Raw genomic sequence first — 13,885 nt, 5'->3', positions numbered from 1 at the left:
TGCCATGAGTGATTCACTCCGGAACAGCCGCACCCCGCACCACTGGATCGACGCGGACGCCGGTCCCGTGGTCCGTCCGTACGCCATGACGCGCGGCCGCACCGCGCACGACAGCCGCCACCGGCTCGATCTGATCGCCCTGGTCGTGCCCGATGCGTCCGCCGCCGACCCCCGCCACGACCAGACGCTGTCCCCGGAGCATGTCGAGATCGTCGAACGCTGCGGCGGCACACCGCAGTCGATCGCCGAACTCGCCGCGGGACTGGACCTGCCCGTGGGCGTGGTCCGGGTCCTCGTCGGCGACCTCGTGGACGACGAACTCGTCCACGTGACCCGTCCCGTACCCCCGGCCGAGCTGCCGGACGTGAGCATTCTGCGCGAGGTGATCAATGGCCTTCGGGCGCTCTAGCCGCCGAGAGGCACCGCCGGAGCCGGTGACTCTGAAGATCCTGGTGGCGGGCGGCTTCGGCGTCGGCAAGACCACCCTGGTCGGCGCGGTCAGCGAGATCAGACCCCTGCGCACCGAGGAGACGCTCAGCGAGGCGGGGCGCCCCGTCGACGACGTCTCCGGTGTGGAGAGCAAGACCACGACCACGGTCGCCATGGACTTCGGGCGGATCACCCTGCGCGAGGACCTGGTGCTCTACCTCTTCGGCACCCCCGGTCAGGACCGCTTCTGGTTCCTGTGGGACGAGCTGGCACAGGGTGCGCTCGGGGCGGTCGTCCTCGCCGACACCCGGCGCCTGGAAGACTGCTTCGCCGCCATCGACTACTTCGAGCGCCGGGACATCCCCTTCGCCGTCGCGGTCAACTGCTTCGAGGGGGCGAACCGCTTCCCCGCCGAGAGCGTGCGGGCGGCGCTGGACCTCGACACCGAAGTCCCCCTCCTCATCGGCGACGCGCGTGAACGCGAGTCGGTCAAGGAGATCCTGGTGGCCGTCGTGGAACACGCCCTGGTCCGCGCGGACCAGGCCCGCGAGCCCGCCATCACCTGAGGTCACGCGCACGGACACGGCCCGCCACCGATGCGGGCGAATTCCAGGGGTACGGGCCGTGCGCCTCCATGGGCGTCCCGCGGGGGCCGGCCGCCGCCGGTCTCAGCTTCCGCCGGGCTCCTCCTCCCAGCCGAAGCTCTTCTCCACCGCCTTGCGCCAGTTGTGGTACTCGCGCTCGCGCACCTCGGCCTCCATCCGCGGCGACCACTCGACGTCGCGCTGCCAGTGGGCCTTCAGCTCGTCCAGGTCCGACCACACACCGGTCGCGAGCCCGGCCGCGTACGCGGCGCCCAGACAGGTCGTCTCGGAGACCTTCGGCCGGATCACGGGCACCGCCAGCACGTCCGCCTGGTGCTGCATCAGCAGGTTGTTGGCGGTCATGCCGCCGTCGACCTTCAGCGTGGTGATGCGCACCCCGGAGTCCTGGTACATCGCGTCGACGACCTCACGCGTCTGCCAGCTCGTCGCCTCCAGCACGGCCCGCGCCAGATGCGCCTTGGTGACGTACCGGGTGAGCCCGGTGATCACTCCGCGCGCGTCCGAGCGCCAATAAGGCGCGTAGAGGCCGGAGAAGGCGGGCACGATGTACGCGCCGCCGTTGTCGTCGACGCTCGCGGCCAGTGTCTCGATCTCGCCGGCCGACCGGATGATCCCGAGCTGGTCGCGGAACCACTGGACCAGCGCCCCGGTGATCGCGATCGATCCCTCCAGGCAGTACACCGGATTCTCGTCGCCGATCTTGTAGCCGAGCGTGGTGATCAGTCCGCTCTTCGAGGGCACGGGCCGGTTTCCGGTGTTGAGCAGCAGGAAACTTCCCGTGCCGTACGTGTTCTTGGCCGTGCCCGTGTCGTAGCACGCCTGGCCGAAGACGGCGGCCTGCTGGTCGCCCAGAGCGGAGGCCACCGGGACGCCGGAGAGCTGGCCCACCGCGGTGCCGTACACCTCGGCGGACGACCTGATCTCCGGGAGGATCGCCTCGGGCACGTTCATCGCCAACAGGATGGCCGGGTCCCACCGCAGGCTCTCCAGGTCCATCAGCATGGTGCGCGAGGCGTTGGTGACGTCGGTGACGTGGACGCCGCCGTCGGTGCCGCCGGTGAGGTTCCAGATCAGCCAGGAGTCGATGGTGCCGAATGCGATCTCGCCGCGCTCGGCCCGTGCGCGCAGCCCGGGTACGTTGTCCAGCAGCCAGGCGGCCTTGGGCCCGGAGAAGTAGCTGGCGAGCGGCAGACCGGTGGTGTCACGGAAGCGGTCCTGGCCGTCCGCGCCGCCGAGTTCACGGCAGAGCGCGGCCGTGCGGGTGTCCTGCCAGACGATCGCGTTGTGCACGGGCTTGCCGGTGGCGCGGTCCCACAGGACCGTCGTCTCGCGCTGGTTGGTGATGCCGAGCGCGCTGAGTTCGCCGGCCCGCAGCCCCGCCTTGGCGAGGGCGCCCGCGACGACGGCCTGGACCTTGGACCAGATCTCGGTGGCGTCGTGTTCCACCCAGCCGGGCCGGGGGAAGATCTGGCGGTGTTCGCGCTGGTCGACGGCGACGATCTCGCCGTGCTGGTTGAAGACGATGCAGCGGCTGGACGTGGTGCCCTGGTCGATAGCGGCGACGAACCTGTCGGTCATGACGTCCCCTTACGTCCCCTTGTCGAAGCGGCCCAGAGGCCGGGAGGCATGCGGCTAGAAGGCCGCGTTGAAGATCAGACCCGCCAGCAGTCCGCCGACGAGGGGCCCGGCGACGGGCACCCAGGAGTAACCCCAGTCCGACGTCCCCTTGTTGGGGATCGGGAGCAGGGCGTGGACGATGCGCGGACCGAGATCGCGGGCGGGGTTCACGGCGTATCCGGTGGGCCCGCCGAGGGACAGGCCGATGCCGACGACCAGGAGGGACACCAGCAGGATGGAGATGCCCGATCCGTAGATGCCGGCGTCCTGGCCCGGGATCTGGCCCACTCCGATGCCGTCGTTCTTGCCGAAGGCGAGGATCGGCAGCACCAGGCCGGCCGTGGCGATGATCTCGGTGACGAGGTTGGCGGCCGGCTTGCGGATCTCGGGGCCGGTGGAGAAGATCCCGAGCGTCGGCTGGGCGGTCTTGATGTCGGCGTTCGCCTGGAACTGGGCGTAGTAGACGAGATAGGCGAGTACGGCGCCGATGATCGCGCCCACCATCTGCGCCGCGATGTACAGCGGCACCTTGCCCCACTCGCCGGTGTCGACGGCGACGCCCACGGTCACGGCCGGGTTGAGGTGCCCGCCGGACAGGGGAGCCGCGGTGTAGGCGCCCGCCAGCACCGCGAAGCCCCAGCCGAAGGCGATGACGACCCACCCGGCTGCCCTCGCCTTGGAGTGGTGCAGCGTGACGGCGGCGCAGACGCCCGCGCCGAAGAGGATGAGGATCGCGGTGCCGATGACCTCACCGAGGAATATGTCTCCGTTGCTCATGGCGGCTCCTTTGCCCTGGCCCGGGGCCCGGCCCCGGTCCTCCGTGCAGGGTGCGTGCTCCATGGCGTGCATGACTGCGGACCCGGAGGCAGGGGAGGTCCCCGGCCCCGCCCGGCGTCCGTGACGAGCGTGGTGAGCGTGCCGAAGTGCGGCGATGCCGACGAGGAGGCAGTTTTCCCCTGCCGTGATGGGGCGTCAAGGTCGCGGACAGCAGGCACAGTTCATGGCGGGTGCTGGACACGGAGGGCGGGAACGTCAAGAGGCGGCGCGGTGCCGCCCGCGGGCCGCGCGCCCGGCATCCGCCGCGCGCCCGCCGTGGCGCGCAACTGCCAGGTGCTCCCCGTCCTCGCAGGCGGGGTTGCGGCAGAACGTGTCCCACCGACGAGCAGGTCTGTGCCGGGCCGGGACCGTCAGCGGTTCTCGGCGAGCCACTTGGCGGCGATCTCCGCCAGCTCCCCGTCCCGGCCCGCCAGCATCATCCGGATCATCTGCGCGTCACCGCGCAGTGACCAGGCCGGATGCCCGAACGTGGCCGGGTTGTTCCTCTCGATGAGGAAATGGGCCGGCCAGGCCGTCCCGTAGCCGATCAGGGGGAGGGCGGCCGCGTACCGCAGCCGCCCCCGCGCCAGGCCGTACACACTGATCGCGAGCCCGGTCAGGGTGCCCGTGAGATGTACCCACCGGGTAGCGGCCCGCGAGTGCATCGCCACGTAGTAGGGCCAGAACTCCTCGTACGTATCGAACGTCTGCTGCGCCATGACCGCACCGTAACGGCCCGGCGCCCGCGCGTCAGCCCGCCCGGTGCCCCGCGACCGAGCGCCGCGCCACCGGGAAGTCGAAGTACGTGTCCGGGAACGGCTCCGGCTTGTACGTGAAGTGCCACCACTCCTCCGGCAGATTCACGAACCCCTGCGCGGCGAGCGTCCCCTTCAGCAGCTGCCGGTTGGCGCGCTGGGCCGCGGTGATCCGCGGGTCGTCGGTGTGCGACAGCGTGTCGAAGCAGTCGTAACCGGTGCCCATGTCCACGGAGTTGTCCGGGAAGCGCTCGGAAACGGGCGCGTAGCACGCCGTCAGCGGCTCGCCCGGCACATAGTCCCGCGTCGGCTCGGCGGGCAGCTTCACGATGGTCAGGTCCACCGTGCTGCCGCGGCTGTGCCCGGACTTCTCCGCGATGTAACCGCCCGCGAACAGGCGCGACTTGTCGACCCGCGGATAGAACTCCTGCTTCATCGCCTTGTCGTCCAGGTCCTTCGCCCAGCGCACGAAGTGATCGACCGCGCGCTGCGGCCGGTAGCAGTCGTACACCTTCAGCGAGTACCCCTGCCGCAGCAGCCGCGACTGCGCCCGGCCCAGCGCCTCGGCGGCCGGCCGGGTCAGGATGCACCACGGCTGCCGGTACCCGTCGACGGGCTCGCCGACGAAGTTGTGGTCCGTCGTGTAGCGCATCTCCTGGATGATCGTCGGCGCGACGGTGCGCAGCGACACGAACTCCCGCGGCGCCTTCGGTTCGGGGGCCGCCCGGGCGACGGGAGCGGCCGCCGAGACGGCGAGCAGCCCGGCGGCGGCCACGGTCAGAGCACGGAAAGCGGAACCAAGTCGAGTCATGCGCACACCGTTTATCACTTCCCGCCCCGGCGGGAAAGAGTGATCGGATACAGTCCGCCCGTGCCCCAGGACTCCCACTGCGGCCACTGCGGAGCGCCGTACGGCTCCCCAGCCGGCTGGCCCCGCACCTGTCCCGTCTGCGGCGAGACCGCCTACCGCAACCCCCTGCCCGTCGCCGTCGCCCTGCTGCCCGCGTACGACGACCGCGGCACCGGACTCGTGGTCATCACCCGCACCATCGAACCCGCCCGCGGCGGCACCGCACTGCCCGGCGGCTTCATCGACCACGCCGAGGACTGGCGGCACGCCGTCGTGCGCGAACTCGCCGAGGAGACCGGTATCGAGGTTCCGCAGCACGACGTGCGCCTCGCCGACGCCCTCAGCTCGGCCGCCGGGCACCTGCTGCTCTTCGGACTGCTGCCCGCCCGCCCCGCCGCCGCGCTGCCACCGCCCCGGCCCACCGACGAGACCGACGGCTGGTACCTGCTGCGCGGGCCCGAGGAGCTGGCCTTCCCGCTCCACACGACCGCCGCGCGCAACTGGTTCACGGGCGCGTACGCACACCGCTGACCGGCCTCGCCGTCAGCCGAGGCCGCGCACCCGCACCGGGTCGTCCACCGCCACCCGCCCCGCGTCCGTGACCCGCTCCACCATCACACGGCCCTCCACCAGACGCGTCGCGTAGCGCTCGATCCGCGACAGCGCCCAGCCGTCACCGGTGTCGCGCACCACCAGTCCGCCGCCCTTGCGCCCCGGCGCAGGCGCCCAGACCTCCAGCTCCACCCGGCCGTCGTCACCCTGCACCGCGAGCACCGTCCCCGCCCGCGCCAGCACGGGGATCCGTGACACAGGCGCGTCCACCAGCACCTGAGCCGGGCCCTCGTACGCGCGGCCCGTCGCCGTGTCGTACCAGCGCCCGCGGGGCAGCCGCACCGCCCGCCGGTCCGAACCCGGCTCCAGCACCGGCGCCACCAGCAGCGAATCGCCCAGCAGAAACGCGTCCTCGCAGTCCCGCAGCCCCCGGTCCTCCGGGCAGCCCCACCACAGCGGACGGACGTACGGCGCACCGGTCAGCCGTGCCAGATGCGCCAGCCCCACCAGATACGGCCGCAGCCGCTCCCGCTCCCGCAGCGCCGCCCGCGCATGCGCCAGCACCTCCGGCCCGAACTCCCATGGCTCCGCGCCCGTGTTCCCGGCACACAGCAGCGGAAGGTACGCGGCCATCTGGAGGCGCCGCAGATACAGTTCCGCCGACATGCCGGGCACCGGCCCGGCCTCCGCCCCCGCGAACGGCACCCCGCAGACGCCGAGCCCCAGGACCAGCACCAGCGAGGCACGCAGCCCCGGCCACCCCTTGGGCACCGGCCCGGCCCACACCCCGCCGTACCGTTGCACCCCCGTCCAGCCGGAGCCGGACACCAGGAACGGACGCTCGTCGGGGCGCAGCCGGCACAGCGCCTCGTACGCGGCGCGCGTCATCGCAAGACCGCCCACGTTGTGCGCCTCCCGATGGTCACCGCCACGGCCCTCCAGTACATGCCGCGCCGAACGCGGCAGCGCCATGGCCCCGAACGGCGACTTTGCCCACGGGACGGGCGCCTCGTGCCACATCCCCGAGAAGCCCTGGTCCAGCAACTCCCCGTACAGCTCCCCCCACCACGCCCGGGTCCGCGGATCGGTGAAGTCCGGGTGCACGCGATCGCCCGAAGCCGCCACCCCGCGCACCACGGCGCCCCGCGCATCCCGCACGAAGGCCCCCGCGCGCACCCCGGTCTCGTACACCTCGTCACCCGGCCGCGCCGCGACGGCCGGACCGATGACGCGGACCAGCCGCACCCCGTCCTCGCGCAGATCCTTCGCCAGCGCGGGCAGATCCGGGAACCGCGCCTCGTCCACGCCGAACGCCGCCGCCGCGTCCTCGGGAGGCGTCCGGCGGAACCAGCCGGCTCCGGCCTGCTGCGCCGGACGCCCCGTTCCCCCGCCGAGACGCACCGCCGACAACGGCAGCCCGCGCTCCCGGTAGGCGGACACCAGACGCCGCACCGCCTGCTCGTCATCCGCCCCGGCGCCCGCGTGGTGAAGCCCGAGCGCCCACGTAGGCGGCAGCGCGGGCGCACCCGTGAGCTGCGCGAAACCGCTCAGCACACGGGCCGGAGTGCCCACCAGCACCCAACTCCGCAGCGGCCCGCCGTCCATCCTCAGCTCGACGGCCCCCGGCCGGTCGTGGCCCGAGCCCGCCCCCTCCTCGCCCTCCCGCACCGTGACCCGGCCGTCCCACGATGTGTCGTGGAACGCCAGATGCGTCCCCGCGTCGGCGACCACCATCTGCACGGGCATCGTGAGGTGCGGAGCATCTCCCTCCGGCCCTGCGGCTCCGCCGTTCCAGATCCGGTACGCGCCCCCACGCAGCCGGAGGCCCGTGCCCCGGCCGCCCAGACCGAACATCCGCGCGTCGGCGCCGACCTCGCTGCGCTGCACCCAGCGGGCCGGACCGCCGCCGACCGGCTCCCACCAGCGCGGCGGCAGATCACGACGCAGCACCACACCGCCGGGAGTGCGGATCTCCACCGCCCCGTGGCGCGACACCTCGACCGTCACCCGCTCCGACACCACCCGCCAGCCGCCGTCCTTGTCCGGCTCGAGAGCGGCCCGCGGATCGGGCTCCGGAGGCGGCCCGGCCAGCCCGTACGACGGCAGAGGCTCAGCACCGTCCCAGCCCCGGAACACCGCCCCTCCCGTGGCGACCACGATGCGCAGCTCGGAACGGGCGAACCGGACGATCCCGCCGCCCGGCAGCGGCTCCGCCTCCTGCGCCGCGCCCGGCACTCTGGCCCGCTCCGGCCCCCTGGGGGACAGCTCCCGAGCGTCCGCCCTGTTCCGCCGCCACGCGGAGCGCGCCGCCCGCAAGCCCTGAACCGAGCCGACATTCCTCACCGAGCGCACCAGGTCACGACCGTCCATGCAGCTCACCCTGCCACCCGGCCGGCGGATCAGGTGCCCTGTTCAACTGCCGTTCACCCGTGGTGGGAGCACATATCCGCCCTCCCGACCATGGGCGGAGAGCCCTGGTGCGAAAGACGATCACGTGGCATCGTCCCTTTCAGCCCGCGTCCGCGCACACCCCGCCCGCCCGCGGGCCGCGCAGACACCGCGCACCGACCGCGTAGAGAAAGCCCGGGAGCCGACCCATGACCTCAGCAGCGAACCCCGCCCCGCTCTGGCAGCCCGACGCCGACCGCATCGCGGCCGCCCGCGTCACCCACTTCCAGTCCTGGGCCGCCGAGCGCTACGGAGCACCGGCCGAGGGCGGCTACCCGGCGCTGCACCGCTGGTCCGTGGCGGAACTCGAGACGTTCTGGCAGGCCGTCGCCGACTGGTTCGACATCCGCTTCTCCACCCCCTACGAGCGCGTGCTCGGCGACCGGACCATGCCCGGCGCCCAGTGGTTCCCCGGCGCCACGCTCAACTACGCGGAACACGCCCTGCGCACCGCCGAGGACCCCGCACGGGCACACGACCCCGCACTTCTTCATGTGGACGAGACACATGAGCCCACGCCCATCAGCTGGGCGGAGCTCCGCCGCCAAGTCGGCACACTCGCCGCCGAGCTGCGCGCCCTCGGCGTACGCCCCGGCGACCGCGTCAGCGGATACCTGCCCAACATCCCCCAGGCCGTCGCCGCCCTGCTCGCCACCGCCGCCGTCGGCGCCGTATGGACCTCCTGCGCCCCCGACTTCGGCGCCCGCAGCGTCCTCGACCGCTTCCAGCAGGTCGAACCCGTCGTCCTCTTCACCGTCGACGGCTACCGCTACGGCGGCAAGGAACACGACCGCACCGCGACCGTCGCCGAGCTCCGCCGCGAACTGCCGACCCTGCGCGCCGTCGTCCACATCCCCCTGCTCGGCACCGAGGCCCCCGAAGGCGCCCTCGACTGGTCCGCCGTCACGGCCGGCGACGCCGACCCCGTCTTCGAGCAGGTCCCCTTCGACCACCCCCTGTGGGTCCTCTACTCCTCCGGCACCACCGGCCTGCCCAAGGCCATCGTCCAGTCCCAGGGCGGCATCCTGCTCGAACACTTCAAGCAGCTCGGCCTCCACTGCGACCTCGGCCCCGGCGACCGCTTCTTCTGGTACACCTCCACCGGCTGGATGATGTGGAACTTCCTCGTCTCCGGCCTCCTCACCGGCACCACCGTCGTGCTGTACGACGGCAGCCCCGGCCACCCCACCACCGGCGCCCAGTGGAGCATCGCCGAACGCACCGGCGCCACCCTCTTCGGCACCTCCGCCGCCTACGTCATGGCCTGCGCCAAGGCCGGCGTCCACCCCGCCCGCGACCACGACCTCTCCAAGATCGCCTGCGTCGCCACCACCGGATCCCCCCTGCCGCCCGACGGCTTCCGCTGGCTCCACGACGAGGTCGCCGAGGACCTCTGGATCGCCTCCGTCAGCGGCGGCACCGACGTCTGCAGCTGCTTCGCCGGCGCCGTCCCCACGCTCCCCGTCCACATCGGCGAACTCCAGGCCGCCTGCCTCGGCACGGACCTCCAGTCCTGGGACCCCCAGGGCAAGCCGCTCATCGGCGAGGTCGGCGAACTCGTCGTCACCAACCCCATGCCCTCCATGCCCATCCGGTTCTGGAACGACCCCGACGGCAGCCGCTATCGCGACAGTTACTTCGAGATGTACCCGGGCGTCTGGCGGCACGGGGACTGGATCACCATCAACGAAACCGGCTCCGTGGTCATCCACGGCCGCTCCGACTCCACCCTCAACCGCCAGGGGGTGCGCATGGGATCCGCCGACATCTACGAGGCGGTCGAACGCCTCCCGGAGATCCGCGAGTCCCTCGTCATCGGGCTGGAGGAACCGGACGGCGGCTACTGGATGCCCCTGTTCGTCCACCTCGCCGAAGGCGCGGTACTCGACGACGCACTCAAGGACCGCATCAAGCGGACCATCCGCGAACAGCTCTCCCCGCGCCACGTCCCCGACGACATCATCGAGGTCCCCGGCGTACCGCACACCCTCACCGGCAAGCGCATCGAGGTCCCCGTCAAACGCCTCCTCCAGGGCACGGCACTCGACAAGGCGGTCAATCCCGGATCCGTCGACAACCTCGAACTCCTGCGCTTCTACGAGGACCTGGCCCGCACCCGCAAGTAGCCCCGGGCCCGGACGCCGCTCCCGGGCGGCGTCCGGGGCGACCGGCCGCCGTTGTCAGTGCCACCACCTACCGTGAGTGAGCAGTGACCAACAGCGCTCAGGGGGGAATCAGCATGGCGCACACCAGCAGGTCCAAGCGGCCGGGCACCCACGCATCGATGCGGCGCATCCTGCGCCGCGAAGTCCCCAGCACCGTCGGCATCCTGGCCGACGCCCGCGACTTCACCGCGATGCGCCGCTACCGGAGCTTCACCTTCGACGACCACACCACCTATCTCCGCCAGTCCGAGCAACTCCTGAAGACGCTCGCCACCCGGCAGCTGCACACCACGGTCGCCCTCTTCGACCCCGACGAATACGCCGAGTTCTGCACGGAGACCGGCCTCGACGCCGACACCGCCGAGGCCCGCAGCCGCTTCACCGCCGAGCTCACCGGCCGCGGCCCCGCCGTCACCTACACGGGACAGCCACTGGCCGAGCTGCTGCCCCGGCTCATCGACCAGGCCGTCCGCCACGCCACCTGGCAGTACGCGACGCTGCTCCTCGCCGACCTCGGTACCTGCGCCGACTGCGGCCAGGACATCGGACGCTCCGCGTTCGACCGGGCGTCCCGGATCCTCATGAGGCTCCTCGAAGTCGCCGGACCCGGCACCCACCATCTCGTGTGCAGCGTCCCCGGCCCCGACGAACAGCTCCTCGCCGTGCTCCACGCCCATGGCTCCGCCTCGGCCTCCGCAGAGATCGACGCCGGGGAGGGCGCCGAGTTCGTCACCGTCCTCGCGGCCGGAATCGCCCTCGAAACCACCGGCGGAGTCGTCCTGCGCACCAGCCGCCCCGGCAGCCCGGACCACCTCCATGGCTGGCGCCTCGACCACGGTCGGCTGATCCCGCTCACGGCGGGCGAGGTCTTCAGCGCCTACTGCACCGACGCCGCCACCGGCGAACCACTGTCACCCGAGCCCGGCGTCGAGTACTGCGCCGGGTTCCCCGTCACCACCGACGACCCGGACATCCACCACTGAACGGCGAAGGGGGCCTCCCGCCACCCGGCGGAAAGCCCCCTTCGACAGCATCCGGCCGACGACTACTCGCCGGACAGCACCGCCTGCGCGGCCAGCCGCGCCTCCTCGGCGGTGTCGGCGGCGCGCGCAGCGGCCGCGGCCCGCTCGCACTGCGCCAGCGTGTACTTCGCCAGCGTGGCGCGCACATAAGGAATGGACGCCGCGCCCATGGACAGCGACGTGACACCCAGACCCGTCAGCACACACGCGAGCAGCGGATCGGAGGCCGCCTCACCACACACACCACAGCTCTTGGCCTCGGCCTTCGCGGCGTCCGCGGCAAGCGCCACCAGATCCAGCAGCGCCGGCTGCCACGGATCCTGCAGCCTCGACACCGCACCCACCTGCCGGTCGGCGGCGAACGTGTACTGAGCGAGGTCGTTGGTCCCCAGCGAAAGGAACTCGACCTCCTGCAGGATCGAGCGCGCCCGCAGCGCGGCGGACGGGATCTCGACCATCGCGCCGAACTTCGCCTGCAGCCCCGCCTCCCGGCACGCGTCCGCGAACGCCTTCGCGTCCGTACGGTCCGCCACCATCGGCGCCATGACCTCGAGGTACACCGGCAGGCCCTGCGCCGCCTTCGACAGCGCGGACAGCTGCGTGCGCAGCACCTCCGGGTGGTCCAGCAGCGAGCGCAGCCCGCGGACACCCAGCGCCGGGTTCGGCTCGTCGGCCGGCGTCAGGAAGTCGAGCGGCTTGTCGGCACCCGCGTCGAGGACGCGCACCACGACCCGGCCCTCGGGAAACGCCTCGAGCACCTGGCGGTACGCCTGGACCTGCTTCTCCTCGGACGGCGCCTGCTTGCTGTCGTCGAGGAAGAGGAACTCGGTACGGAACAGCCCGACGCCCTCCGCGCCGGCATCCACGGCCGCCGGCACGTCCGCGGGACCGCCGACGTTCGCCAGCAGCGGCACCTTGTGCCCGTCCGACGTCGCACCCGGCCCGCTCGACGCCGCGAGGGCGGCCTTGCGCTCGGCGGCGGCCTGCTCCATCGCGGCCCGCTTCTCGGCACTCGGCTCGACGAAGATCTCTCCCGTACTGCCGTCCACCGCGATCAGCGTGCCCTCGGCCAGCTCGCCCGCGCCCGGCAGAGCCACGACAGCGGGGACGCCGAGCGCCCGCGCCAGGATCGCGCTGTGGCTCGTCGGACCGCCCTCCTCGGTCACGAAGCCGAGCACGAGCGCCGGGTCCAGCAGCGCCGTGTCGGCCGGCGCCAGATCGCGCGCGATCAGTACATACGGCTCGTCGCTGTCCGGCACACCCGGCATCGGCACCCCGAGCAGCCGGGCCACGATCCGGTTCCGCACGTCGTCCAGATCCGCGACCCGTCCGGCCAGGTACTCACCGGCACCCGCCAGCAGGGCCCGGTAGGCGGCGAACGCGTCGTACACGGCACGCTCGGCCGTGCTGCCCACGGCAATGCGACGCTCCACGTCCGCCATCAGTTCGGGGTCCTGCGCCATCATGGCCTGCGCCTCGAGCACGGCCTGCGCCTCGCCGCCCGCGAGATTGCCCCGGGCGATCAGATCGGCGGCGACGGCCTCGACGGCCTTCCGGGCCCGTCCCTGCTCGCGCTCCGCGTCCTCCGCCGGTATCTGCTTGGCCGGCGGCTCGAGAACCGCCGTGCCCATGTGCCGCACCTCGCCGATCGCCACTCCGTGGCTCACGCCGACGCCTCGCAGCGTTGTCTCCATGTCACCCGTCTCCGGTTGAGCGGCGATCCGTGCCGCCGCGGTAGATGTCGAACTCGCCGTCACCGGCGTGCGGCGGTCACTGCCAGCCGAAGAGGCTGTCGCCGGCCTTCACGTCGCCGTCCTCACGGACGTCGGAGAGGGAGTCGGGGGTGGCCTCGAGCGCCACGACCGGACAGATCGGCGACTTCCCGGCCGCCTCGACGGCTGCCGGGTCCCACCGGACCACAGCCTGTCCGCGCTGCACGGTGTCGCCCTTGTTGACGAGGAGCTCGAAGCCCTCACCGTTGAGCTGCACCGTGTCGATGCCCAGATGCGTCAGAACTCCATGCCCCTCTTCATCGACGACGACGAACGCGTGCGGGTGGAGAGAGACGACGATGCCCGCGACGGGGGAGACGGCCTCCGTGGCCCCAGGCTCGGGATCGATGGCAGTGCCAGGACCGACCATCGCGCCGGAGAACACCGGGTCGGGCACGGCCGCGAGCCCGATGGCCCGTCCGGCGAGAGGGGACGTCACTGTGGTCATGGAGCCTCCCAGGGCGGGGATTTCGTGCTGCGTCGTCACTGCTCGTACCGGACGACGCACTGTTCAGCAGGGTATGTCATATGAAGTCCTAGTTCCGCATGACAGCTACCAGTTGACGGACCTAGGGTGCACCGCAAGCGATTTGCCTCGACTGCGGCCGACCTGTACTGTCGTACCCCTGCCTGGCCCCAACGCGACATCGAGTCGGGGGTCGGCAGTGCTATCAAGCCGAGATCCTAACTGGTCTAAACCACTGCTGTCCGCAGGGTGGGTGGTCAGAGGGAGTAAGAAAGACTGATAGTGTTGGAAACACCGAAGGGAAGCGCCCGGAGGAAAGCCCCAGAAGGTTCTGAGGGTGAGTACGAAGGAAGCGTCCGTTCCTTGAGAACTCAACAGCGTGCCAAAA

At 71.9% G+C, this 13,885-nt stretch carries 12 protein-coding genes; 5 read left to right on the top strand and 7 right to left on the bottom strand.

Going from position 1 to position 13,885, the window contains the following annotated elements:
* Positions 1-4: 4 nt before the first annotated feature.
* Positions 5-409: a DUF742 domain-containing protein gene (locus tag ACWD0A_RS30425; protein WP_307716502.1), complete on the top strand. Its 405-nt coding sequence runs from the start codon at positions 5-7 to the stop codon at positions 407-409.
* Positions 390-995, top strand: coding sequence for a GTP-binding protein (locus ACWD0A_RS30420; RefSeq protein WP_451303298.1), 606 nt, complete (start codon positions 390-392; stop codon positions 993-995). The genes ACWD0A_RS30425 and ACWD0A_RS30420 overlap by 20 nt, the downstream gene beginning before the upstream one ends.
* 102 nt (positions 996-1,097) lie before the next feature.
* Here ACWD0A_RS30420 and glpK read toward each other — a convergent pair whose 3' ends face one another.
* From glpK to ACWD0A_RS30400, 4 genes are all read right to left on the bottom strand, one after another.
* The gene (glpK, locus tag ACWD0A_RS30415; protein WP_451303296.1) at positions 1,098-2,612 is read right to left on the bottom strand and encodes a glycerol kinase GlpK; all 1,515 of its coding nucleotides are present in this window, start codon (positions 2,610-2,612) and stop codon (positions 1,098-1,100) included.
* Between the two features lie 54 nt (positions 2,613-2,666).
* Positions 2,667-3,428, bottom strand: a complete 762-nt coding sequence (locus ACWD0A_RS30410; RefSeq protein ID WP_451303294.1) for an MIP/aquaporin family protein — start codon at positions 3,426-3,428, stop codon at positions 2,667-2,669.
* Between the two features lie 410 nt (positions 3,429-3,838).
* Positions 3,839-4,186: an Mpo1-like protein gene (locus tag ACWD0A_RS30405; RefSeq protein ID WP_451303292.1), complete on the bottom strand. Its 348-nt coding sequence runs from the start codon at positions 4,184-4,186 to the stop codon at positions 3,839-3,841.
* A gap of 31 nt (positions 4,187-4,217) precedes the next feature.
* A complete protein-coding gene (locus ACWD0A_RS30400; protein WP_451303290.1) occupies positions 4,218-5,033 on the bottom strand; it encodes a M15 family metallopeptidase in 816 nt (271 codons plus the stop codon).
* A 60-nt stretch (positions 5,034-5,093) separates the two neighbouring features.
* Here ACWD0A_RS30400 and ACWD0A_RS30395 point away from each other — a divergent pair, with 60 nt between their 5' ends.
* A complete protein-coding gene (locus ACWD0A_RS30395) occupies positions 5,094-5,603 on the top strand; it encodes an NUDIX domain-containing protein (RefSeq protein WP_451303288.1) in 510 nt (169 codons plus the stop codon).
* Between the two features lie 12 nt (positions 5,604-5,615).
* On the opposite strand, the gene ACWD0A_RS30390 is transcribed toward ACWD0A_RS30395, so the two are convergent.
* Positions 5,616-7,994 (bottom strand): glycoside hydrolase family 31 protein, encoded by a 2,379-nt coding sequence (locus ACWD0A_RS30390; RefSeq protein ID WP_451303286.1) that lies wholly within the window; start codon positions 7,992-7,994, stop codon positions 5,616-5,618.
* Positions 7,995-8,221: 227 nt separating this feature from the next.
* On the opposite strand from ACWD0A_RS30390, the gene ACWD0A_RS30385 reads away from it, so the two are divergent.
* Both ACWD0A_RS30385 and ACWD0A_RS30380 read left to right on the top strand, forming a co-directional pair.
* The gene (locus ACWD0A_RS30385) at positions 8,222-10,198 is read left to right on the top strand and encodes an acetoacetate--CoA ligase (protein WP_451303284.1); all 1,977 of its coding nucleotides are present in this window, start codon (positions 8,222-8,224) and stop codon (positions 10,196-10,198) included.
* 113 nt (positions 10,199-10,311) lie between these two features.
* Positions 10,312-11,220 (top strand): hypothetical protein, encoded by a 909-nt coding sequence (locus ACWD0A_RS30380; protein WP_451303282.1) that lies wholly within the window; start codon positions 10,312-10,314, stop codon positions 11,218-11,220.
* A gap of 62 nt (positions 11,221-11,282) precedes the next feature.
* Here the strand turns inward: ACWD0A_RS30380 and ptsP are convergent, their stop codons facing one another.
* Together ptsP and ACWD0A_RS30370 are read right to left on the bottom strand one after the other, a co-directional pair.
* Complete coding sequence (gene ptsP, locus ACWD0A_RS30375; RefSeq protein WP_451303280.1) at positions 11,283-12,953, bottom strand: phosphoenolpyruvate--protein phosphotransferase; 1,671 nt, start codon at positions 12,951-12,953, stop codon at positions 11,283-11,285.
* Positions 12,954-13,029: 76 nt separating this feature from the next.
* Entirely contained in the window at positions 13,030-13,479 is a 450-nt protein-coding gene (locus ACWD0A_RS30370; protein ID WP_307716513.1) for a PTS sugar transporter subunit IIA, read from the bottom strand.
* Positions 13,480-13,885: the final 406 nt, after the last annotated feature.

The sequence above is a fragment of the Streptomyces sp. NPDC002867 genome, assembly GCF_053591895.1.
Note: the sequence above shows the minus strand (reverse complement) of the source record. Positions and strands in the feature narration are given on the sequence as shown.

Bases quoted from the DNA above. Each gene is read 5' to 3' on its own strand.
- ACWD0A_RS30425 (WP_307716502.1), top strand. From the start codon at position 5: ATGAGTGATTCACTCCGGAACAGCCGCACCCCGCACCACTGGATCGAC.
- ACWD0A_RS30420 (WP_451303298.1), top strand. From the start codon at position 390: ATGGCCTTCGGGCGCTCTAGCCGCCGAGAGGCACCGCCGGAGCCGGTG.
- glpK (WP_451303296.1), bottom strand. From the start codon at position 2,612: ATGACCGACAGGTTCGTCGCCGCTATCGACCAGGGCACCACGTCCAGC.
- ACWD0A_RS30410 (WP_451303294.1), bottom strand. From the start codon at position 3,428: ATGAGCAACGGAGACATATTCCTCGGTGAGGTCATCGGCACCGCGATC.
- ACWD0A_RS30405 (WP_451303292.1), bottom strand. From the start codon at position 4,186: ATGGCGCAGCAGACGTTCGATACGTACGAGGAGTTCTGGCCCTACTAC.
- ACWD0A_RS30400 (WP_451303290.1), bottom strand. From the start codon at position 5,033: ATGACTCGACTTGGTTCCGCTTTCCGTGCTCTGACCGTGGCCGCCGCC.
- ACWD0A_RS30390 (WP_451303286.1), bottom strand. From the start codon at position 7,994: ATGGACGGTCGTGACCTGGTGCGCTCGGTGAGGAATGTCGGCTCGGTT.
- ACWD0A_RS30385 (WP_451303284.1), top strand. From the start codon at position 8,222: ATGACCTCAGCAGCGAACCCCGCCCCGCTCTGGCAGCCCGACGCCGAC.
- ACWD0A_RS30380 (WP_451303282.1), top strand. From the start codon at position 10,312: ATGGCGCACACCAGCAGGTCCAAGCGGCCGGGCACCCACGCATCGATG.
- ptsP (WP_451303280.1), bottom strand. From the start codon at position 12,953: ATGGAGACAACGCTGCGAGGCGTCGGCGTGAGCCACGGAGTGGCGATC.
- ACWD0A_RS30370 (WP_307716513.1), bottom strand. From the start codon at position 13,479: ATGACCACAGTGACGTCCCCTCTCGCCGGACGGGCCATCGGGCTCGCG.